At 35.5% G+C, this 21,124-nt stretch carries 17 protein-coding genes; 4 read left to right on the top strand and 13 right to left on the bottom strand.

The window, feature by feature from the left end:
• The first annotated feature begins 44 nt into the window (after nucleotides 1-44).
• Nucleotides 45-260 carry a DUF1653 domain-containing protein gene (locus IE155_RS10500; protein WP_189378212.1) on the top strand — a complete coding sequence of 72 codons (216 nt, stop codon included), beginning with the start codon at nucleotides 45-47 and terminating at the stop codon, nucleotides 258-260.
• Between the two features lie 30 nt (nucleotides 261-290).
• Here the strand turns inward: IE155_RS10500 and IE155_RS10495 are convergent, their stop codons facing one another.
• Complete coding sequence (locus tag IE155_RS10495) at nucleotides 291-1,271, bottom strand: NAD(P)H-quinone oxidoreductase (RefSeq protein ID WP_229817212.1); 981 nt, start codon at nucleotides 1,269-1,271, stop codon at nucleotides 291-293.
• Nucleotides 1,272-1,285: 14 nt separating this feature from the next.
• Entirely contained in the window at nucleotides 1,286-1,555 is a 270-nt protein-coding gene (locus tag IE155_RS10490) for an acylphosphatase (RefSeq protein WP_189378210.1), read from the bottom strand.
• A 111-nt stretch (nucleotides 1,556-1,666) separates the two neighbouring features.
• On the opposite strand from IE155_RS10490, the gene IE155_RS10485 reads away from it, so the two are divergent.
• The 3 genes from IE155_RS10485 (at nucleotide 1,667) to IE155_RS10475 (ending at nucleotide 4,083) form a co-directional block, all read left to right on the top strand.
• Entirely contained in the window at nucleotides 1,667-2,857 is a 1,191-nt protein-coding gene (locus IE155_RS10485) for a class I SAM-dependent methyltransferase (RefSeq protein WP_189378209.1), read from the top strand.
• 126 nt (nucleotides 2,858-2,983) lie between these two features.
• Nucleotides 2,984-3,355 (top strand): VOC family protein, encoded by a 372-nt coding sequence (locus IE155_RS10480; RefSeq protein WP_189378208.1) that lies wholly within the window; start codon nucleotides 2,984-2,986, stop codon nucleotides 3,353-3,355.
• Nucleotides 3,356-3,372: 17 nt separating this feature from the next.
• Complete coding sequence (locus IE155_RS10475) at nucleotides 3,373-4,083, top strand: ZIP family metal transporter (protein WP_189378207.1); 711 nt, start codon at nucleotides 3,373-3,375, stop codon at nucleotides 4,081-4,083.
• A 34-nt stretch (nucleotides 4,084-4,117) separates the two neighbouring features.
• On the opposite strand, the gene IE155_RS10470 is transcribed toward IE155_RS10475, so the two are convergent.
• The 11 genes from IE155_RS10470 to recC form a co-directional block, all read right to left on the bottom strand.
• Nucleotides 4,118-4,417: a PilZ domain-containing protein gene (locus IE155_RS10470; protein WP_189378206.1), complete on the bottom strand. Its 300-nt coding sequence runs from the start codon at nucleotides 4,415-4,417 to the stop codon at nucleotides 4,118-4,120.
• Between the two features lie 74 nt (nucleotides 4,418-4,491).
• Nucleotides 4,492-8,412: an ATP-dependent RNA helicase HrpA gene (hrpA, locus tag IE155_RS10465; RefSeq protein ID WP_229817211.1), complete on the bottom strand. Its 3,921-nt coding sequence runs from the start codon at nucleotides 8,410-8,412 to the stop codon at nucleotides 4,492-4,494.
• Between the two features lie 178 nt (nucleotides 8,413-8,590).
• Nucleotides 8,591-9,010, bottom strand: coding sequence for a CBS domain-containing protein (locus IE155_RS10460; protein WP_189378205.1), 420 nt, complete (start codon nucleotides 9,008-9,010; stop codon nucleotides 8,591-8,593).
• A gap of 135 nt (nucleotides 9,011-9,145) precedes the next feature.
• On the bottom strand, nucleotides 9,146-9,622 hold the full coding sequence (locus tag IE155_RS10455) for a CreA family protein (RefSeq protein ID WP_189378204.1): 477 nt from the start codon (nucleotides 9,620-9,622) through the stop codon (nucleotides 9,146-9,148).
• Nucleotides 9,612-10,658, bottom strand: a complete 1,047-nt coding sequence (locus IE155_RS10450; protein ID WP_189378203.1) for an isoaspartyl peptidase/L-asparaginase family protein — start codon at nucleotides 10,656-10,658, stop codon at nucleotides 9,612-9,614. The genes IE155_RS10455 and IE155_RS10450 overlap by 11 nt, the downstream gene beginning before the upstream one ends.
• A gap of 68 nt (nucleotides 10,659-10,726) precedes the next feature.
• Complete coding sequence (locus IE155_RS10445; protein ID WP_189378202.1) at nucleotides 10,727-10,987, bottom strand: DUF5062 family protein; 261 nt, start codon at nucleotides 10,985-10,987, stop codon at nucleotides 10,727-10,729.
• Nucleotides 10,988-11,085: 98 nt separating this feature from the next.
• Nucleotides 11,086-11,469: a VOC family protein gene (locus IE155_RS10440; protein ID WP_189378201.1), complete on the bottom strand. Its 384-nt coding sequence runs from the start codon at nucleotides 11,467-11,469 to the stop codon at nucleotides 11,086-11,088.
• A gap of 25 nt (nucleotides 11,470-11,494) precedes the next feature.
• Nucleotides 11,495-12,019 (bottom strand): DUF3087 family protein, encoded by a 525-nt coding sequence (locus IE155_RS10435; RefSeq protein ID WP_189378200.1) that lies wholly within the window; start codon nucleotides 12,017-12,019, stop codon nucleotides 11,495-11,497.
• On the bottom strand, nucleotides 12,000-13,946 hold the full coding sequence (gene recD / locus IE155_RS10430; protein ID WP_189378199.1) for an exodeoxyribonuclease V subunit alpha: 1,947 nt from the start codon (nucleotides 13,944-13,946) through the stop codon (nucleotides 12,000-12,002). The genes IE155_RS10435 and recD overlap by 20 nt, the downstream gene beginning before the upstream one ends.
• On the bottom strand, nucleotides 13,946-17,551 hold the full coding sequence (gene recB, locus IE155_RS10425; RefSeq protein WP_189378198.1) for an exodeoxyribonuclease V subunit beta: 3,606 nt from the start codon (nucleotides 17,549-17,551) through the stop codon (nucleotides 13,946-13,948). Before recB ends, recD begins: the two co-directional genes overlap by 1 nt.
• On the bottom strand, nucleotides 17,551-21,030 hold the full coding sequence (gene recC / locus IE155_RS10420) for an exodeoxyribonuclease V subunit gamma (RefSeq protein WP_268245251.1): 3,480 nt from the start codon (nucleotides 21,028-21,030) through the stop codon (nucleotides 17,551-17,553). The genes recB and recC overlap by 1 nt, the downstream gene beginning before the upstream one ends.
• Nucleotides 21,031-21,124: the final 94 nt, after the last annotated feature.

The raw sequence follows: 21,124 nt of genomic DNA, 5'->3' as shown, positions 1-21,124 counted from the left end.
AAGAAGTTAATACAATATATAAAATTTAATAGTAATATAAGTTTATGGAAAATTTTAAATTAGGTAGATATCAACATTTCAAAGGTAATTACTATCAAGTGCTTCATTTAGCCAAAGATAGTGAAACCGAAGAATTCTTTGTAGTATACCAACCAGAATATGGCGATAGAGGCATTTGGATTAGACCACTGACTATGTTTATTGAAAAAATCACGCGTAATGGCAAAACACAACAACGCTTTGCCAAGGTAGCAGATTAGTTAAGCAAATATACAGGATAATGAGATAAATTACTCTACCGTTAATACTAACTTACCAATATTATCATTTTGCTCCATTTTAGCGTGTGCTTGAGCTACATCGCTCCAACTGTAGACATGATCGATTACAGGTTCTAATTGTTTTGATTGTAATAGTGGATAAAAATCTTGTTTGAAATTAGCGATTAATTCGCTTTTATACTCCAAGGTTCTATTTCGTAATGTGGAAGCATGAATAGTAGCTCTTTTCATCAATAACTTTGCAATATCAACTCCTTCACTATAACGCCCACCTAACATAGATAGAATAATTATCCTTCCGTCGAGTGCTAAGCAGTTTATATTTTTATTCAGATACTCACCACCAACAACATCAAGAATCACATTAAAACCTTTAGGTTGATGTTCTTTCGCCCATAAAACAAAGTCTTTTTCATGATAATTTATTACTTGATCGGCACCTAATGCAATGCAAGTTTTTTGTTTTATTTCATTACTTGTCGTCGTAACTACATGACAATTTATCGCCTTAGCTAATTGTATCGCAGCAGTTCCTACACCACTTGCTCCAGCGTGAATAAGTACGCTTTCATTTGATTTAAGCATACCGATGCTAAATAGGCTTTGATAAGCTGTAAGAAACACTTCTGCAATACTTGCTCCCTGTTCAAAACTAAAATGGATCGGCAACTTAATTAAATGTGCCACATTCACTTTAGCAAACTGTGCATAGCCGCCACCAGCGACCAAAGCACATACTCTATCCCCTACTGCAAACCCACTAGTTAAAGCTGCTTCTGAAGAAATTTTAGCGATAATACCACTGACTTCTAAGCCTAAAATGCTAGACTCTCCAGGAGGTGGTGGGTACTTTCCTTGTTTTTGTAAAATATCAGCACGATTAATACCTATTGCTTTTACTTCTATCAAACATTCATCTTGATCACACTCAGGGAGTGAAGTTTTATCAAAAACTAATGTTTTAGATTCTGTAACTGTTATATATTGCAAAAAAACGCCCCAAATTACCCAATTGAAAAAAAGTCGTGATACTGCCATTCTACTTGTTTTATATCAACTTTATCTACTCTAGCCATAGAAGGTCCTTTCTTGAGCCACTCAAGCATTATGTTTACATTATTGTTATCACCGCATATCAACAGTTCAACATCACCGTCAGATAAGTTACGTGCATAACCGCTAATACCATGTTCAATGGCTTGTTGTTGACTTGAAGCTCTAAAGTATACCCCTTGAACTTTACCACTAACATGCACTAAATAACTTACATTCATATTAAATACTCTTTATTAGATTTATATTAAATCAAGCATAAATTTGCACCTATGTCCTTCAAAGACTAAACTGCGCCCAGATCATCCTTTAGTCATTATAAGTATAGGCATATGTCAGCAAGAGTTTATTTAAAAGTTTCACGAGAAAAATCATTATTACGCAAACACCCTTGGATTTTCTCAAAAGCAATCAACAAAATTAAAGGAAACCCAATGCTTGGCGATACTGTTGATGTGTGTGATCATCAAGGAAAATGGCTCGCTCGTGGTGCTTATTCCCCTGAATCTCAGATCCGAGTTCGTGTTTGGACTTGGCAAGAAAATGAACAAATTGACTATGAATTTTTTCGTAAAAAATTATTTCAAGCACAACAACGCAGAGATTGGTTTATTGAACAAGGTAAGCTCACCGGCTACCGATTAATTGCTGGGGAGTCTGACGGTCTACCCGGTATAACTATTGATAAATACGACAATTTTATTGTTTGTCAGCTATTAAGTGCTGGCGCAGATTTCCATCGCTATACCTTAGTTGAGTGTTTAAAAGAGCTTTATCCGGATTGTCATATTTATGAACGTTCAGATGTAGATGTACGTAAAAAGGAAGGCTTAGAGCCTGTTACCGGTTGGCTGACTAAAGAGCAACCAACAACAGAATGTATTATTGAAGAGCACGGCGTTAAAATACTAGTTGATATAAAAAAAGGCCATAAAACTGGGTTTTACCTTGATCAAAGGGAATCACGACGAGCTGCAGGATTTTACTCTAAAGATAAAACTGTCCTTAATTGTTTTTCTTATACCGGCACATTTTCATTACATTGCGCTAAGCAAGGTGCAAAAGAAGTTATTAATGTAGACGTATCACAAGAAGCATTAGACACAGCTAAAAGAAATGTAGAACTTAACAATATCGATGAAAATAAAGTCTCGTATCTGAAAGAAGATGTGTTTAAATTATTACGTCGCTTTAGAGCTGAAAAACGTACCTTTGATATGATCATTTTAGATCCCCCAAAATTTGTTGAATCTAAAGCGCAATTAACTGGCGCTTGTCGTGGCTATAAAGATATCAATATGCTTGCAATGCAGTTACTCAAACCTCAAGGCACGTTATTAACGTTTTCCTGCTCTGGTTTAATGGAATCAAGCTTATTTCAGAAAATAGTAGCTGATGCGGCACTTGATGCTAAACGAAATGCCTATATCGTTGATCGCTTACATCAAGCCCCTGATCACCCCGTATCAAGTAATTATCCTGAAGGTTATTATTTAAAAGGTTTAGTGTGTCAGGTCGATTAAATGAGCTACTCTGTTTACATTTGTTTAAAACAAATCTATATATTAAAGGTAATTACACTGTACTAAATAAACTTATAAGTATTTACTATCGTTAGATAATTTACACTTATGATCAAGGATAATGCTATGAATTTAGGCGCCTTTTCAATCAGTTTAGCTGTAAAAGACATTCACTTATCAAAACAATTTTATCAAAATTTAGGTTTTACCATCATTGGCGGTGATGAGTCACAGAATTGGTTGATCATGAAAAATGGCAATCATATTATTGGCCTATTTGAAGGTATGTTTGACAAAAATATGATGACTTTTAACCCTGGTTGGGACCAAGATTCAAAAGCACTGAATGATTTTGATGACATACGCCACCTGCAAAAACAACTTAAAGAGAAAGGTGTTAAAATAACAAACGAAGTTGATGAAAACACGACCGGGCCAGCTAATTTTGTCATTATTGATCCCGATGGAAATCCTATTTTAATTGATCAACATGTCTAACTAATAAGAATGTCGAAATGCTACTGACGGTTATAATTATATCCTTACTTGCTGGACTTGCAATGCCACTAGGCGCAGCTATTGCGCATCTCGAAAATATAAAGAAAAAGTGGTTAGAGGAAGAGCTTAGACACGGCATTATGGCATTTGGCGCTGGGGCTTTATTGTCAGCAGTTGCACTAGTATTAGTGCCTGAAGGGATTTCAGAGTATACCCCTTATGCTGCATGCGCATGGTTTGTCCTCGGCGGTTTTGCTTTCATGTTACTTGATATTTTCTTAAAGAAAATTAACACGCCAGCTAGTCAATTAGCGGCTATGCTTTCGGATTTTATTCCAGAATCCATCGCATTAGGCGCAGCATTTGCCACTGGAAGCAGTAGTGCCTATTTATTAGCTGGGTTAATGGCTCTACAGAACCTACCAGAAGGATTTAGTGCTTATCGTGAACTCAATTCCACAAGTTCTTACAAACCAATAAAAATTATTACTGTTTTTGTCTTGATGGCATTTCTTGGCCCTATGTTTGGTGTGTCAGGCTTTGTTTGGTTATCGCAACATCCTGAAACGATCGCAGCAATTATGTTATTTGCATCAGGCGGAATTATCTATTCAATATTTCAAGATATAGCGCCACAAGTAAAATTGGAAAATCATTGGGCGCCACCGTTAGGTGCGTTATTAGGATTTAGTTTGGGAATATTTGGCTTAATGATAACCACGCATTGATACGTGGTTTTTTAAGTTCGGTTATTTCTACTGGCTAATCAATTTCTGAGATATTAATCCCAATAAGATAACTGTCCGAGGTCTCTTCTGTTACCCTAACAACTTTACCTTTTACATTAAGAGATTGTACACCATTATTTGCCGAATCAATGTTAACTTTAACTAATGTATTAAGCGCTAATGGATGTGACATTTCAATCGCCAAACCTGTAGCGCTTAGGTCTCTACAAGTGGCTAATAAGGTACTATTCGCTTCATCATCAATAATGGTTACAGTTACATCACTATTAACCATCATGCGATAGAAATCTCGCTTATCGTCATAACTTAACATGAATACTCCATCACTTATCTATAAACCTACTTCTTTTATACGCATTGACATTCTCGCTGTCAACAGAGCATATATTAAAACTGATTTAAATGATTAACGATACGTTTAACAGAGATCGGATACGGTGTTTTCAAATTCTGTGCAAATAATGACACCCTGAGCTCTTCTATCATCCAGCGAGTTTCTGCTATTGCTTTATTAATAGGTATGTCTTTGCGCTGATTCGCTAGCAATAACTGATAACTTTCACTCACCTTTTCTACTTCAATGAGTTTTAACCGATCTTGGTTTGGATCAATTGATAACTTCTCTAAACGTCGAATGATCGCTTGTAAATAACGTAAAATATCAGGCAATTTATTTAAACCAGATTGTGTCACAAAGCCTTTATGTACTAATGCTTGTAACTGCTGTTTGATATCTCCTTGTGATTGAATAACATTTAAAGAAACTTTGCCTTTTAGCTTTTTATTAATATCGTGAGTTAAAGATAAAATTTGTTCAACGGTAATTGCAGCCTGTAAAACGCAATCAGATATCTCAGCTCTTACATAATCTTTGGTGATGGTAAATGCTTCTTCGTTTCTAGCCAGCTCCCCATGTTGTTGAATTAAATACTGACAAGCAGCCACAATACAATCATCAAGCAGATCTTTAATCGAACCAAACGGATTAAAATACATACCCAATTTAGCTTTATTCGGTAACTTTTCTTGTAAATATTTTAATGGTGAAGGTATATTTAATAAAACTAATCGACTTAGCCCTTCTAACATAGCTTGTTCTGCTACTGCTGCTTGCTCAAATAATTCAATTGCCACCGTTTTATTTTTATCAACTAAAGCGGGAAAAGCTTTAATGGTAAGATTAGCGACTTTCTTTTGGTAATTTTCCGGGATAGCATCAAAATCCCATTGCACAATATTCTCACGCTCTATGCCCTTATCAGCAACTGACTTAATTGACGCTTTAACTTTCCCTTGTAACTGATTTTTTAATTCATCTAAATTACGTCCCTGTGCCACCAATTTATTTTTATCATTAATAACTTTAAAATTTAAAATTAAATGCTGAGGTAACTCAATCTGCTGCCAGTGTTCATCATCGATACGTACACCTGTCATTCTTAATAAGTGTTTGCCTAAAGCATCACTAAACGCTTGCCCGTTAGGGGAAATAGCTGCTAAACAAGCTTCAGCGTAATTAGGGGCAGGCACAAAATTACGACGTAGTGTTTTTGGTAAACCTTTAATATACGCAATAATTAACTCATAACGCATAGCAGGTATTAACCAATCAAAACCTTGATTTTGCACTTGATTTAATAAACTAATGGGAATAGAAACACTGATACCATCATCAATATCACCTGGTGAAAAATGATAACTTAAAGGTAAAGATAATGCGCCTTGCTGCCAGAAATCCGGAAATTTCTCTTTGTTAACAGCTTCATCACTTTCATTTAATAAAAAGGCTTTAGTAAATAATAATAAATTCGGTTGTTGTTGCTTAGTTTTCTTCCACCACGATAAAAAGCTACGTTGACAAATAACACTCTCTGGTAATTTTTCATCGAAAAACTCATATAACTGCTGTTCGTCTACTAAAAAGTCTTTTCTACGTGCCTTTTGCTCTAATTTTTCAATATCTGCAATGAGTTGCTTATTTTTTTGAGCAAATTTTTCATTAATCGTAGAATCGCCATTAACTAAGGCTTCTCGAATGAATATTTCTCGACATGTTTTCGGTTCAATTTTATTAAAATTAACTTTACGTTTAGCGATAATGATCAAGCCATACAAGGTAGCTTGTTCAAAAGCCATTACTGCACCTTGTTTCTTTTCCCAGTGCGGTTCGCTATAACTATATTTTAATAAATGCTTGGCTAAAGGCTCTATCCATTGAACCTCTATTTTTCCAGCCATTCGCGCAAAAAGTCTACTGGTTTCAACCAGTTCAGCCGCCATAATCCATTTAGGTGGTTTTTTAGCAAGTGCAGAGCCCGGAAATATAAAGAATTTACTGCCGCGAGCCCCTTTAAACTCTTTATTCTCGTCTTGTTGCCCTAAATGACTTAATAAACCAGATAATATTGCTTGATGTAGCGTGTCATTAGCACTTTCAGACTCCATATTTAATGAAGTAAGCGCAATATTTTGATCTTTTAAGGTTAACTTTAATTGGCTAACGATATCTTGCCATTCTCGGATACGGATATAAGATAAAAACTCTTTTTGACATAACTTTCTAAACTGGCTGTTCGATAACTCACGTTGCTGGTCATTAACATAAGTCCATAAGTTTAAGAATGTTATAAAATCAGATTGCTTATCTTTAAATCGATTATGTTTTTCATCAGCCGCTTGTTGTTTTTCGTGGGGCCTTTCTCTTGGATCTTGAATACTTAGTGCAGCAACAATCACAAATATTTGCTTAACACATCCCATTTCTATGGCTGTTAACACCATTTTTGCTAATCGTGGATCAACCGGGAATTTAGCTAATGTGCGCCCTGTTTTCGTTAAGCGTGTTTTTGCGCCAATGTGTTCAATGGCAGCTAATTCATCAAGCAAACGAATACCATCAGTAATGTTTCGATTATCCGGTGGCTGTAAAAAAGGAAAATCTCCGATACTGCCCAAATCCAGCGCTAGCATTTGTAAAATAACAGTAGCTAAATTAGTACGTAATATTTCAGGATCAGTAAACTCACTGCGTGATAAGTAATCTTCTTCAGAATATAGCCTAATACAGACGCCTGATGAAACACGTCCACAACGCCCTGCCCTTTGATTAGCGCTGGCTTGCGAAATAGGCTCTATAGGTAACCTTTGTACTTTAGTACGATAACTATAACGTGATATTCTTGCTGTACCGGGATCGATAACATACTTTATTCCAGGCACGGTTAAACTGGTTTCAGCAACGTTTGTCGCTAACACGATATTACGACCGGTGTGGGGTAAAAATATTTTATTTTGCTCTTGTACCGTTAAGCGTGAATACAATGGCAATATTTGTGTATGAGGAAACTTCTCTTTCTCTAACGCGTAAGCTGTATCTCGTATTTCACGCTCGCCATTGAGGAAGATTAAAATATCCCCTTTATCTAAGGATGATAACTCTTCGATAGCATTAACGATCCCTGAGATCATATCGACATCATCCCCCTGTTCTATCAGAGGACGATAACGCATTTCTACTGGGAATGTACGCCCAGAAACCTCAATGATGGGTGCTGGCTTACCTTCAGCCGACTTAAAATGTTCGGCGAAACGCTCAGGGTCAATGGTTGCTGAAGTAATAATTACTTTTAAGTCAGGACGTTTAGGTAAAATTGAACGTAAGTAACCTAATATAAAATCAATATTTAAACTACGCTCGTGGGCTTCATCAATAATAATGGTATCGTATTGTCGTAATAACCTATCGGTTTGCATTTCTGCCAACAAAACACCATCAGTCATAAGTTTAATAAAGCTGTTCTCATCAACCATATCGTTGAATCTAACTTTATAACCAACTGTTTTACCTAATGGTGTGTTTAATTCGTCGGCGATACGGGTGGCAACTGTTCGCGCTGCAATTCGTCGTGGTTGTGTATGACCGATTTTACCTTCTACGCCACGACCAAGAGCTAAACATATTTTGGGAATTTGAGTCGTTTTACCTGAACCTGTTTCACCGGCAATAATAACAACTTGGTTATTTAAAATTGCTTGGGCGATAACATCAACATTTTGACTAACAGGTAAAGTTTCAGGGTACTGTACTACCGGCTTATTACTGAGTTTAAAAGCTTTACTAGCAATTGATTGTTGGATTTGTGTTTCAATAGTTCGTAATACTTTTTGCTGTTTATCAGCATTGGTTAATTTTTTTACGCCATTCAAACGGCTTTTTAAGCGAGCAATATCAGCCAATTTAACATGTGTTAATTGTTGATATAGGCCATCAATAGACAGGTTATCATCAGAAAATTCAGAGGCAGACAAAAGACAAACTCTAAGTAAACAATCAAAAAATGAAGTTTATCAGTTTATAGGATAAATTGCAGTGATAAATGCCCAGAGAGTATGGTGATAGTATCAACAAACACTTTAATTTCCCTCTGAGCAAATGCGACGTGCTAGCCTAACCTTTTATTGTTGTATATTTACAAAAATATAGACTTTATGCTCCCACCTTAAAGCCTGAACGTAAATGACGGTCAATAGCAGAAAGTACATCGTTACGACAAATTGTGCCTAATAAATTACCATTATCATCAACGACTGGGTAAACTTTAGGTTTATTTTTAAGCATGTTTTGTCCAAGCTCGATGACATTATCGTATGGTTTTACACTTAATACGTCTTTACGCATCAAGTCTTCCACATTAGCTGAGTGAACATTGTGATACGTTGATTCAATTAATTTAGCTAACACTTCACTTTCTGATAAAAAGCCAATTAAATGATGATCTTTATCGATAACCGGACCACCGATTTGCTTAGTTTTCAAAAATCTTAACGATGCCTCTTCAACCGCCATTTCTGGCGTAAAAGTGACGGGATAATGGTTCATATATTCTTTTACTTGTAATGATTCCATAGATGTTCCTTTGCTTAACTTTGTTATACCAATATTCCACATAATAACGTGTTAATTAAACTCACTTTAACCATAGACCCATTTACAAAATAATTCCTATATTTATCAAATTATTGTCCAATAAATAACAAATAGTTACTGAACTTGATTAGCATTCGCCCATTGCCAAGCTTCTGTATTATATAATGGTACTGTTGATAAAGAATGATGGTGGCTACCACTTGACTCTTTAGTAGAATAAGAAAGATAGATTAAGCTTTTATGCTCTGCATCATAAATACGGCGAACTTTTAAACTCTTAAACAGAATACTTTTAGATTTTTTAAAAACAATTTCCCCATTTTTAGATTTATCTATTTCAGCTACTTGCTCTGTAGTTATTGGTCCTGTTTGCCTGCACGCTATTGACATATCTGAGGGATCTGAAAAATCTAGATTTGCTTCTATATGCGAAATATGACAGGTAACACCTTTAACGATTGGATCTTGCTGAGCTACAATAATGACATCTTTAGTGGTAAATAAGCCTAAACTCACTTTCCCTACATCATCAGAACAAGCATTTACAAAAAATAGTGTCGATAATAATATAAAGAAATGACTATTTTTCATCTTGAAAAATCCCCACAAATGTCTTACCTGATGATGTTTTACTACCTCGATACATGCCTGATGTGTTAAATGGCATTGCAATATTACCTTTTGCATCAATAGCAATAACGCCCCCCGTACCACCAGCTTTCACAAGAACTTTATTAATTACAGTATCTGCGGCTTCATTCAATGATTTTTGTTGATATTGCATACGAGCACAAATATCTGCTGCTACATGATAACGAATAAAATATTCACCATGTCCTGTGGCTGATACCGCACAACTTTCGTTGTTAGCATATGTGCCAGCACCAATAATAGGCGCATCACCAACTCTTCCATAACGTTTAGCTGTCATGCCACCGGTTGACGTTCCTGCAGCAATATTACCGGCTTTATCAAGAGCAACGGCGCCTACTGTACCCATTTTATATTCATTAGGGAGTGATTGATGTGCGGCCTGATAGTTTTTAGTTGCTTCAAGTGACTTTTTAAGTTTTTCTTTAGCTTTTAATAGTGATTGATAGCGACTATCGGTATTAAAGTAGCTATTTTCAACTAATGCTAACCCTTGCTCTTGTGCAAAAGTTTCAGCGCCTTTACCACTTAACATAACGTGAACAGATTCGTCCATAACGCGTTGTGCAAGTGCTATTGGACTCTTTACTGTTTTAACCCCTGACACAGCGCCGGCATTTAAGGTTCTTCCATCCATAATTGATGCATCTAATTCATGTGTACCTTCGTAGGTATAAACTGCCCCTTTTCCTGCATTAAATAATGGCGATTCTTCCATGATTTGAATCGCAGCAATAATGGCTTGTTGGCTAGATTTTCCTTCGGACAATAACTGATAACCCGCATCTAATGCTAATGAAAGTGTTTTTTCATAAGCCACACGCTTTTCTGGCGTCATTTTACTTTTATCAATAGTGCCGGCACCTCCGTGGATGGCGATAGCAAAAGGTTGTTCTTGAGCAAAGCTCAATGAACTTAAACTACTTAAGCTCATAATGGGTAAAGTAAATAATGTTGTTATAATTAATTTTTTCATCTTTATTTCTACCTGCGTTTTTATTTAAATTTATAAGCTAATAAATAATGCTATTGCCAAGGTTTTATTTATTGGAGTAAAGGATGATCAGTAGGTAATTGTTTAGCGATCCACAAGGCAAGCTTATGTTTCATGTTCAATAAATTTTCTTCACTCTCTGCTAATGGATGTATTAATTTATCTTGAACAAGTAGTCGGTAAAGCACTTCTACTTTTTCTTTAGCGGCGTCAGTTTCAGAAAAACCTTTATAGCCTCTATTAAGCGCATATTTTTCACCTATAGTAATTGCCTTTTTCAACAACGCTGATTCATTTTTTAATTTTTTCATATAGAAAATTTTTACCTTTAATAATGTTACGGCTAATTTTATTTAGCACATATAAACAAATGCCAACAATCATATTCTGCTAGTATTGCTTGATTAAATTACGATCCCATATTCATATGAAAAGCATTTAATTTATTACCATCTAAATCTCTAAAGTATGCCGCATAGAAACCATCAATTTCATCTCTTGGTCCAGGTTTTCCTTCACAAGTAGCCCCTAGTTCAATGGCTTTTTGATAAAAAGCATCAACCTTTTCCGTTGAGTCCATCACAAGTGCTACCATCACCCCATTTCCAACTGTAGCTGGTTTACCATCGAAAGGTTTAGTTATTGAAACACCTGCTTGATCCGGCGCATTTGCCCATGCAACAAATTGTTCGGTTTCTAAAAAACGTCCAGCGCCGATAGTGGCAAAAAGTTGATCATAAAATTGACATGCTTTTTCTAAGTTATTTGTGCCTAATGTAACGTAACCAATCATTCTTTTATTCCCTAATTATTGAGCTTTAAAATTTTGTTAGTAATGACTTATCAAATTGAGAAGATGAAATATTTAACTTTTTATCTTCAATTTGTTGCTCTACAGCTTGTTGTTTTTTAATTAACTCATTGAGTGTAATCGTATTATCATCTAACTGATATATGTGTATTAAACTTTCATAATAATAGTGCAATATGATTAAAGCATTAACATCATCATATTTAGCTGCTGAAGTAATTTTTCTTAGCTTTCTATAAATTAAGTTTTGTACCTGCTTCATCTGCCAAACATAATAAACCTCTTTAAAAAATTCACTTGTACGAATGTTATAAAGAATTGCTGAGCAACTAATTAATGCCAATATCACACCTAATAAATTAAAACGAAAATTACTTTCACCATTCACTATTTGCTCCGGCGACACGCCCCAGAAATAGACAAAAACACTACCAAAAAATAACGATAAGCAAAGAAGAACAACAATAAAGCCAATAATAATTTGGTTAAGGTGTTTGCGATAAGTTGTTTTATTAATATTTTGAATTTTCATTAGTTTCCATTTTTAATTGTATACCAGAGTAACGCTGAACTTGTGTGTCAACACCTTGAAACCATGTGGTTTTTGCCGATGCTATTTGTAATGTCTTTTTAGCTCTGGTAATGCCTGTATATAGTAATTCTCTTGAAAGTATCTTACTTTCTTTATTTTGCGGCAATATCATCACTAATTGTTGAAATTCACTCCCTTGAGTTTTATGTATTGTCATAGCATAAACACTTTCATATGAGGGCAACCTTGCGGGAAGTACACGTAAGTAATGACCATCTGGTTGCTCAAAAATAGCGACTAACAAGCCTTTTTCATCGGTCCAAATTAATCCTACATCACCATTAAATAAACCGAGACCATAGTCATTTTGGGTGATCATAATCGGTTTGCCATGGTAAAATGGTTTGTTAGCTTGATGATTTCCTTTGGTATAAAGAATTTGTTCTATTTGTTGATTTATATTTGCTACACCTTCTGTACCTACGCGAGTTGCGCACAATATTCTAAACTGCGCTAACATTTCAAAAGCTTGTGAAATATCCTGACATTTTGCAAGACCTTGATAATATTTCGTTACCATTTTAGGTAACCATTGATTTATATCTAACGAAAGTAATAGCGAACTTTCACTACGCTCTAACAATTGCCAACTATTACTTGCATCACCTTTAATCACAAACTCAGCTAAGCGCCCTACTATTCCTTCTTTATCAAAACGTCGACTTTTAGTTAAAAAAGTAACGTGATCATAAGCATTATTTTTATATGATTTAAAGGCTTTACTTTGTGTCACCTGGGTTAAATAGTCTTTATTTGCTTTACTATATCCCTTATGTGGTCGAGGCGCTAAATCAGCTAATACATTCCCGACGGCAACCGAAGGTAATTGGTCAGCATCTCCTAACAATATCAACTGGCAATGAGAAGGCAAGGCTCTTATTAATCTAACCATCATAGGTAAATCGACCATTGACACTTCATCAACAACTAACACATCAATATTTAATTGGTTATTTTGATTGTGGCGAAAATTAACTTTATTAGGAAGTACACCAAGTAAACGATGCAATGTTTGTGCTTGCCTAGGAATTTTCTCAAGTATATGAGTTGAAATGATTCCTTCAAAACCATTAATTGCATTGATTAACGACTCGGTTAAGCGTTGTGCTGCTTTTCCTGTAGGCGCAACCAGGGAAATATTTAAAGGTTGTTGCATATTTAATGACACTATAGCTGCCAACAGCTTAGTTACGGTGTAAGTCTTCCCAGTTCCTGGGCCACCTGCAATGATAGAAAAACGTTTATTTAACGCATTTGCTACCGCTACTTTTTGCCAATCAATGTCTGCATCAACATTCTCTTTAGTATCATATATAAAAAGTTCACTTAAGCATTGTTGAATTTCATTTACTGGGTACCTAGACGATGAAACTTCATTATTTTTAGTGCTTGCTATAAAGTTATTTAACTCCTGTTCAAACTTATAATAGCGTGGTAAATATAGTGCGTTTTCTGAAAGTATTATCAATTTATTTTCTTTAGGGTTTGTTGATAAAGATGTTAATAATAGTTTTATCTCCTCCAAAGACGGAAAAGCATAGCCATGATGGCTAATAATGCCATTATCATCCGCATAAAAACCTATTCGAGAGTTTGCTACCTGAACTAAGGGAAGACAACTATTTCCTATTCTTATTGAATGACTTACCGCTATGATCAAATGAAACAGTAATGTAAGTTCATCCTTATTTATGACATTAACGTCACCCGATGTTTTACTTTTAACAGTGAAGTTTGTTGATAGAACTAACTCTTTTGCTAAAAAATAATCGATAGGAGCTAAGTCATGTAACTGTTGTTGGGCTAAATTAAAGCTTGGATAAGGAGATAATTCCTTTATATCTATTGAGTTAACAATTAAACTCATTATTTTATTTCCTTATTTAATTGAGCGCTTTGTTTTGTCAATATATGATGTGATTCCTCATTTGAAAACACATTATCTACTTGTGTGAGTTCATCATGGCTAAGCTGACAATAATATACACCTGTATTAGTACTGTTAGGGGACATTCCCCTTAAATATAAATAGTAGATACCTCCAAAATGCTTTTCGATACTATAATCAGAGAGTTTTTGCTGTAAAAACCGATGTAAGGCAACACTGTATATCAGATATTGCAAATCATAATGGTGGGTTTGAATACTTTGACTTAGCTTTTCAGGACTATAATCACTAAAGTTATCCCCCAAGTGATTGCTTTTATAATCACATAAATAATATTTACCGTTATGTTCAAAAATCAAGTCAATAAAGCCATGCATCATTCCCTGTAAAGTTGCAATATTAGGTAATAAAACCTGAGGGGGTAATCCTATTGATTGACCACTCTTAAAATGATTGTTAACCCTTAACCTATGTTGAGATAAAAGTGACGTTAATTCCTTGGTACTTGCTGTTTCTAATGGGAAATAAAATTCCGCTTCTCTTAATGTTTGGCTATGGTTTAGCTTGGCCAAACAAAAACTATCATTGGGTACAGTATCAATAAGGTCTGATGCTTGATGATTCATATTTAATGGCGTTTTGATAACTTGATCAAGCCATGAAATTAACTCGGTTTCATGGTAGCCGTTACCCAAATGACCAAAACGCATCAAGGGTGAAGATATGGCAACTTCCCAATTAGGGTGCGAGAAGTTAACAAACTCTAATATATCATGTAAAAGATTACCTGTTTTTGCCCCTTTTACTAAGTCGAAACGCAGTTCTGCTGCATTATATATTTCATCTGATAACGAATTTGACTCAAATAAGTCTCTATCAGGAGAGGACACTCCAATATCTCGTAAGTTGCGACTTAGTGCAGTAAAAGAACTTAACCACCAATTTCTTTCTATTTTGCCGGTAAACTGAGCAGTCTTAACGTTGAATAGATCAACATTATCTGGTGCAACTGTTAAAGGTAGAGCTTCATCTTTGATAGATATCAGGCCGATACTTTCAGGGTTATCAGTCACTAATTGAGCCAAACTTTCTGGAATATTCTGCTCAGCTTGCCAAGCAAGAGTTTGCCCTAATGGTGAAAGTTCACTTTTATCAAAATTCGTGGTTAAGATATAACAACGTTGTTCAGCACGAGTTACAGCGACATAGAGTAAACGTATTGATTCAGCATATTGTTCGTTACTCATTGCCTGTTTAGCTTCTTTCGAACCGTCTAGGCTTAAGGTTAAACCACCATCTTTTTGATGATATTCTATTAACTCAACGTTTGTGTTTGCAACTTTTAGCGGATCTTTGTGGCGTGTAGCATAAGGTACAAATACAATAGGATATTCTAAGCCCTTCGAACCATGTTGAGTAATAATCTTAACAAGGTCTTCTTCACTTTCTAACCTTAATTCTGCTTCAATTTCTGTAAAGTCTTGACTAATTTGTTGTTCAAACCAGTGGACGAGTTCTTCAGGTTGTTGAAGACGTTGACTCACTGTTTGTAATAATTCAAATAAGTGTAAAACATTCGTCAGTTCTCGTTCTTGCTGAGGTTTAAACTTAAACAATTCGTGCAGTAATTTCAAAGCCATAGTGATAAACCCATAGCTACGCCATAATGATCTTAATTTAATAAAGTGTTCAGCTAATGACTGCCATTGAATGTCATCATTTAAAAGTTCAACATAAGAGTGAGGAGCAATACCTAACAAAGGACTGGTTAACGATGCCAAAAATTGGTGATTATCTTCAGCATGACAGATACCTTTTAATACTAATAAAAGTTGTTTACTTTGTTCACTTTGCCACAGGTTTGCTCGATTACTGAGGTAAACACAGGCTAAATTAGCCTCATTAAGTGCAGCTCTAATATCTGCTGCTTCGGTACCATCTCGCACTAAGATAGCAATATCTTTGGCCTTGATTTGTGGCTGACTTTCATTTTTAGTATAAAGTAGACGCGTGATTTCATTCGCACACCAGCGCGCTAATTTTTGGCGATAACTAGCCGGGACTGTTTTATCTTCTGATTCAAAATGTACAAATTGTAACGCATTAAACGATAAGTCAACTAACTGTTTATCATCAGCTTTAGGTGATGCTTTAACTGGGTGGTACGCTATATTGTAACCAAAAACATCACGGGGATTTTCTCTTAAGTTATTACCATAAAATAATCGGTTATAACCCGTTATCATGTTTTTACTTGAACGCCAATTGGTATCCATCACCCATTGTTGATCGCACTTTGCTCGCGCATTCAAATAAGCAAAGACATCCCCCCCTCTAAACCCATAAATAGCTTGTTTCGGATCGCCAATCATAAATAAAGATGAGTCGGATTGCTTATGGTAAATAGCGGATAAAATATCAAACTGTAGTGGATCAGTATCTTGGAATTCATCAACAAGTGCAGCCGGAAACTGCTTTAATAGTGTCGAAGCCAGTGTAGCATTGCCCGTTGTACCATCATCAATTCCATTAGCAAGGTTAAGTTGTGTCGCTAAAGTAGAGATAAGATCATCAAAGGTTAAAATATTTTTTTCTTGTTTTAACTGATTCAGCTGCTCACGCATGCTGTATATACCCGCTTGCACTATGACTAAAGCTTTTGCTTTTGATACCGCTTTAATAATTGTATTTATAGCCTTTTTTAAATTATTTGCCGGTAATAGCGCTGCCGATAGTTCAACTTTTATTTCAGAGCGAGGTAAACGTCGACCATCTAAAAAATCTCCAGGAAACTTAGTTTCTATCACAGAAAAGTCTGTTGAAGCAGTACTTAACCACTGTATTAAATGAGTTAACTCTGTTTGCCTTTTAGTTTTCTCTGCGCCTTTTTTACTGTCAATTAAATAAGTTGTTAATAAAGCAATATTATTATCTATTGTCTTAAGCACTTCTTTAACTTGAGCAAAAAAGCTTAGTTTAATCTTCTCTTCATCAATAATATCAAGTAAGCAGTAATGATTAATCGCTTTATTAAACTGCCGAATTAAACTTTCGGGTGTTGGCCAGTATCCTGCTATAGCCATATATTTTTCTGGAGACTGATTCGCTAATTGTCGATACCAGTCACGACAAATTTCAATAACATACTCTTTACTATCCACTTCCATCTGCGCAGAAAATGAAACACCACTTAAAAACGCGTGTTGATTTAATACCCGCTTACAAAAACTATGTATGGTAAAAATAGCAGCTTCATCAATATTTACGAGGGCTCTATTTAATAAAAGCAAACGTTCAGGTTCAGATACTCGCTCTGCAATCACCTGAAAGTACGCATCTTCTTTTTCAAATGTTTGCCATTGAGTTAACGCTTGACGAATGAAGTTTTCAATTCTACCGCGAAGCTCTTCTGTAGCATCTTTAGTAAATGTCATTACAAGTATTTGCTGAACCGTTAATTTTTTTTCCAATAATAAACGTAAATAAATACGGGTAATATTATAGGTTTTACCTGTGCCTGCACTGGCCTCAATTAAATGTTGGCCCTCTAACGGTAAATGCTCAGCTATTAATGTATTGTTCATTATTTTCTCACCTGTGTTAGCTGAGTAAAAATAGGTTCATAAACACTCATTAGCGGCTCGGTAATATTAGTCAACTCAGGGTATTCAGGCCAAAAATAATTCATATAGGGGTCATTACCTAAACAAAAGTTGTTATTTGAGCTATTCCAAAAACTTTCTAACACTGTTTGTTCTAAATTCTTTGTTTTCGTTATAAATTCAGCAAGTTCGCCATTTAATAATAATGGTCGCTCAAGCCCTTCAATAAAAGTTCGTAATAAAACATCTAAACTTCGACCAGGCTCTTTTATGTCCTGACATTTAAATTGTTCAACCTTTTGTGACTTAGTGTTGAAATAGAAACCTTTGGTCGCAATTACATGCGATAACTGGTGCTCTGATGTTGAAGTTTTCACCATCTGTAAAACTAACTGGTGAATATAAAGAGAAAGTTTATCTTTAATTTTGGCGGAAGATGAACGATAAAATAGGCAATTATCCGCCTTTACTGGTAGTTGGTAGTGCAAAGTTACGTTAATCATTGGCCGGTTTGGCAAGACTATCGGCAGTTTTAACTCTCCAGCAACATAGTCGAGTGATTCAGTTGATTGGTTAGCACTACTTTGATGAATAGCATCCGCTAATGTTCGACTATTTTCTAGCCATTTTTTATATTCTATTTCCATTGTTGGTAATTCTGGAAATTTCCCACTTACCTTGGCAAACAACATACTTTGTTCTAAATTAGCATCTAGAGCATCAGGTTCATCATACAAATGATGGGTCAGTAGTTCTTGGTTAAATAGATAACTCTCCAACCGGCTAGCAGTGAATGGCTCCACATCGCTAAGTTCAACACTGTCATGAGCTAAATATAAGTTCAAGCGCCTCTTAGCAAAGTACTTTGCTGGATGGTGATAAAAGGCAATAAGGTCAGCAACAGATAAACTTAATTCAGTATCATTAAAAGCAATTACCGGAAGCTTGTTATACCTAGAGTCTTCACTATTAAAAGAGGCATTTCTATCATTATTTGACTCATTAAAACGTGCTTCTTCTGCTGATTTAACTAATACTTGCCCTAATGATAACCAGTGAGGGTCAAAACTAGCATATTCACCAACAAAATTACGTAAACTAAAGGCTTGCATAGGCAGCTGCCTAATTTGATTTAAGCCATGACGCTCGTCTGAATTATCAAAATCCCAACCAAAAGCAGCAGTTAAATAATTCATTAATTCTTTTAATACTACTGAGGGCTCTTTAGGCGTGTTTTTCTTTATATTACGGCCTTGAAAACTAAGATAAAGTGCTTTTCTAGCAGAGATAATGGCTTCTAAAAACAAATATTTATCATCGCCTCTACGTGAACGGTCACCAATTTCACTGCGTTGCATAGACATTAGATCAAAGCCTAACGGTTGGCGTTGACGAGGAAATTCACCGTCATTCAAACCCAGCACAGCAATTATTTTAAAAGGAATGCTTCTCATAGGCAGCATAGAGCAGAATGTCACTTGCCCTACCATAAATTGCCGACCTGCGTCAGGTTGGCTAAAGTGATTATTCAGAAACTCTTTAATGATATTCAATCCAAGTGCTTCGCTAAATTGAGCATGTTCACAATACTCGACCAAAGATTCGATAGCATTATGTATGGCAACAAATCCAGATTCGTCAGCCGACTCATTAGTCACATCAAACAATTGTTCTAATAGACTAGTAAGATATTGATGCCACTGTTGGGGAGTTTTTGCTTGAGATAATGATGCTGAAAACAATTGCAACTGTTCAATAAACAACATTAAATTACCTAGAACTAATGCATCATTACCTTCAACATTAGCGAGTAATACATGATCATGGTATAAACATTCTTCATCAGCATAAGCAAAACCTTGTAATAACTTTGTAAAACCAAACTGCCAAGTAAACTGCCCTGATATCGTTTCACTGTTTAATAGCTGTTGCTTATGAGATTGGTTAAGTCCCCAATGAACACATGCCTCATTTAACCATTGACTACATTTTTCAAGATCTTCTAAACTAAAACCAAATTTTGATTGAATAGCAGGAATACGTAACCAAGATAATATTTGTGAGACAGAAAATCGACTATCAGGTAAAGAGACAATCTCACTAAAAGCGATAACTAATGGGTTACTTTCTTTACTAACTCGGTCTGAAATAGAGCAAGGTAATGGAGGTATATCACCTGACAGATCTTGCCAACCATTAGCAAAAACTGCTTGAATATAAGGAGCATACTCCTCTACCTGCGGACACATTACGAGTATATCTTTCGGAGTCAGTGAATTATCTGTATTAAATTGATGTAATAACCAATCATGTAATCCTTGCACTTCACGTAGTGCACTATGGGCACTAGTAAATACGATAGAGTCATCTACTTGATGAACTTTCTGATTTGTTAATTGAGAGCTATCGGAAAGCGTTAATATATCTTCTTGTATTTGCGATAAAACACTATGGCTTTGCTCAATATTAATGTCATCAAAGACATGTTTTTTTTGATTAAGGAAGCTTTGATAAACATCAATATCAACCGTTGAGTATTGTTGCAATAATGCCAGAAATTCACGACCTTGCTGACCTAAGTTTGCAAGAATGGGATTACCAATAAGTTTAGCAATATCATCATAGCCCTCAGTCCATTGTGTCATATGCTGAAGTGCTTGTTTTTGAGTTTTTATATCGCCCCAATAGTTAAAACACGGATTTAAATGGAAAAAGTGGACTTGCGTATGTTCACTAATGGCATTTATAAATTCTAGCCACATAGGTGCCATGGCATTAATACCAAAAAATGAAATACGTTGAGGTAACAAATGTAAATTATCTGCAATATTGTCAATCGCGCTTTGCATTAATTCAAGAGGATTATATGGGGTTTCCTTAGTTAGCCTCAGCCATAAGTCTGCTTGCCAAGTAGACAATTGTTCAAAGTTGTTATCAAGACTTTCCTGTAGGCTATCGCTTTCATTATCTAGCCCTTTTCCTTGATACCAATTATTAATCCATTGAGGGCGAAATATTAAATATTGTTCATATAAATCAGCTAATTGACAAGCCAACTGATAGCGCTTTAATTCTTGATCACTGTAACGACTATCATCACACCGTAACCAGTAACGCGTTACCTGCTGGTAGATTACATTATCTATAATATCTTCATGAGCAAGCTCTTGATATATACGCCAGCATAAGGCTTCTCGTGAATATGGAGATTGCTCAGGGACTTTTTCTGCACTCGCTAATGAGCGCATAAGTTGCCAAAGAAATTGAGCAGGTAATAAAAACTCATTCGCTAAGCTAATTTGCCTTGATTGTGCTAAAGACATATTCAACCAATGTTGCATGCCTGCATTTTGAACAATAATCACTTCTTTAGCGAAAACCGGAAGAGGAGAAACTTGATGAACTTTATCAAGCAATGCTAATAAATTTTCCATTTTATTAGCAGGATATAAATGTATCAAATTAGCTTAATCGTTTCATAAAACCATGAGTAAATTTAACCACACCAGCGCATATAACTCTAGATAAATAAACAATTAAGCCCACAATAATCTG

It is taken from the genome of Thalassotalea profundi, assembly GCF_014653195.1.
GTDB lineage: Bacteria > Pseudomonadota > Gammaproteobacteria > Enterobacterales > Alteromonadaceae > Thalassotalea_B > Thalassotalea_B profundi.
The sequence above is the reverse complement of the archived record's forward strand: the minus strand, read 5'-3'. Positions and strand labels throughout refer to the sequence as shown.

Excerpts from the sequence above, each read along its gene's own strand:
- IE155_RS10500 (WP_189378212.1), top strand. The coding sequence starts at position 45 with ATGGAAAATTTTAAATTAGGTAGATATCAACATTTCAAAGGTAATTAC.
- IE155_RS10490 (WP_189378210.1), bottom strand. The coding sequence starts at position 1,555 with ATGAATGTAAGTTATTTAGTGCATGTTAGTGGTAAAGTTCAAGGGGTA.
- IE155_RS10485 (WP_189378209.1), top strand. The coding sequence starts at position 1,667 with ATGTCAGCAAGAGTTTATTTAAAAGTTTCACGAGAAAAATCATTATTA.
- IE155_RS10480 (WP_189378208.1), top strand. The coding sequence starts at position 2,984 with ATGAATTTAGGCGCCTTTTCAATCAGTTTAGCTGTAAAAGACATTCAC.
- IE155_RS10475 (WP_189378207.1), top strand. The coding sequence starts at position 3,373 with ATGCTACTGACGGTTATAATTATATCCTTACTTGCTGGACTTGCAATG.
- IE155_RS10470 (WP_189378206.1), bottom strand. The coding sequence starts at position 4,417 with ATGTTAAGTTATGACGATAAGCGAGATTTCTATCGCATGATGGTTAAT.
- IE155_RS10460 (WP_189378205.1), bottom strand. The coding sequence starts at position 9,010 with ATGGAATCATTACAAGTAAAAGAATATATGAACCATTATCCCGTCACT.
- IE155_RS10455 (WP_189378204.1), bottom strand. The coding sequence starts at position 9,622 with ATGAAAAATAGTCATTTCTTTATATTATTATCGACACTATTTTTTGTA.
- IE155_RS10450 (WP_189378203.1), bottom strand. The coding sequence starts at position 10,658 with ATGAAAAAATTAATTATAACAACATTATTTACTTTACCCATTATGAGC.
- IE155_RS10445 (WP_189378202.1), bottom strand. The coding sequence starts at position 10,987 with ATGAAAAAATTAAAAAATGAATCAGCGTTGTTGAAAAAGGCAATTACT.
- IE155_RS10440 (WP_189378201.1), bottom strand. The coding sequence starts at position 11,469 with ATGATTGGTTACGTTACATTAGGCACAAATAACTTAGAAAAAGCATGT.
- IE155_RS10435 (WP_189378200.1), bottom strand. The coding sequence starts at position 12,019 with ATGAAAATTCAAAATATTAATAAAACAACTTATCGCAAACACCTTAAC.
- recD (WP_189378199.1), bottom strand. The coding sequence starts at position 13,946 with ATGAGTTTAATTGTTAACTCAATAGATATAAAGGAATTATCTCCTTAT.
- recB (WP_189378198.1), bottom strand. The coding sequence starts at position 17,551 with ATGAACAATACATTAATAGCTGAGCATTTACCGTTAGAGGGCCAACAT.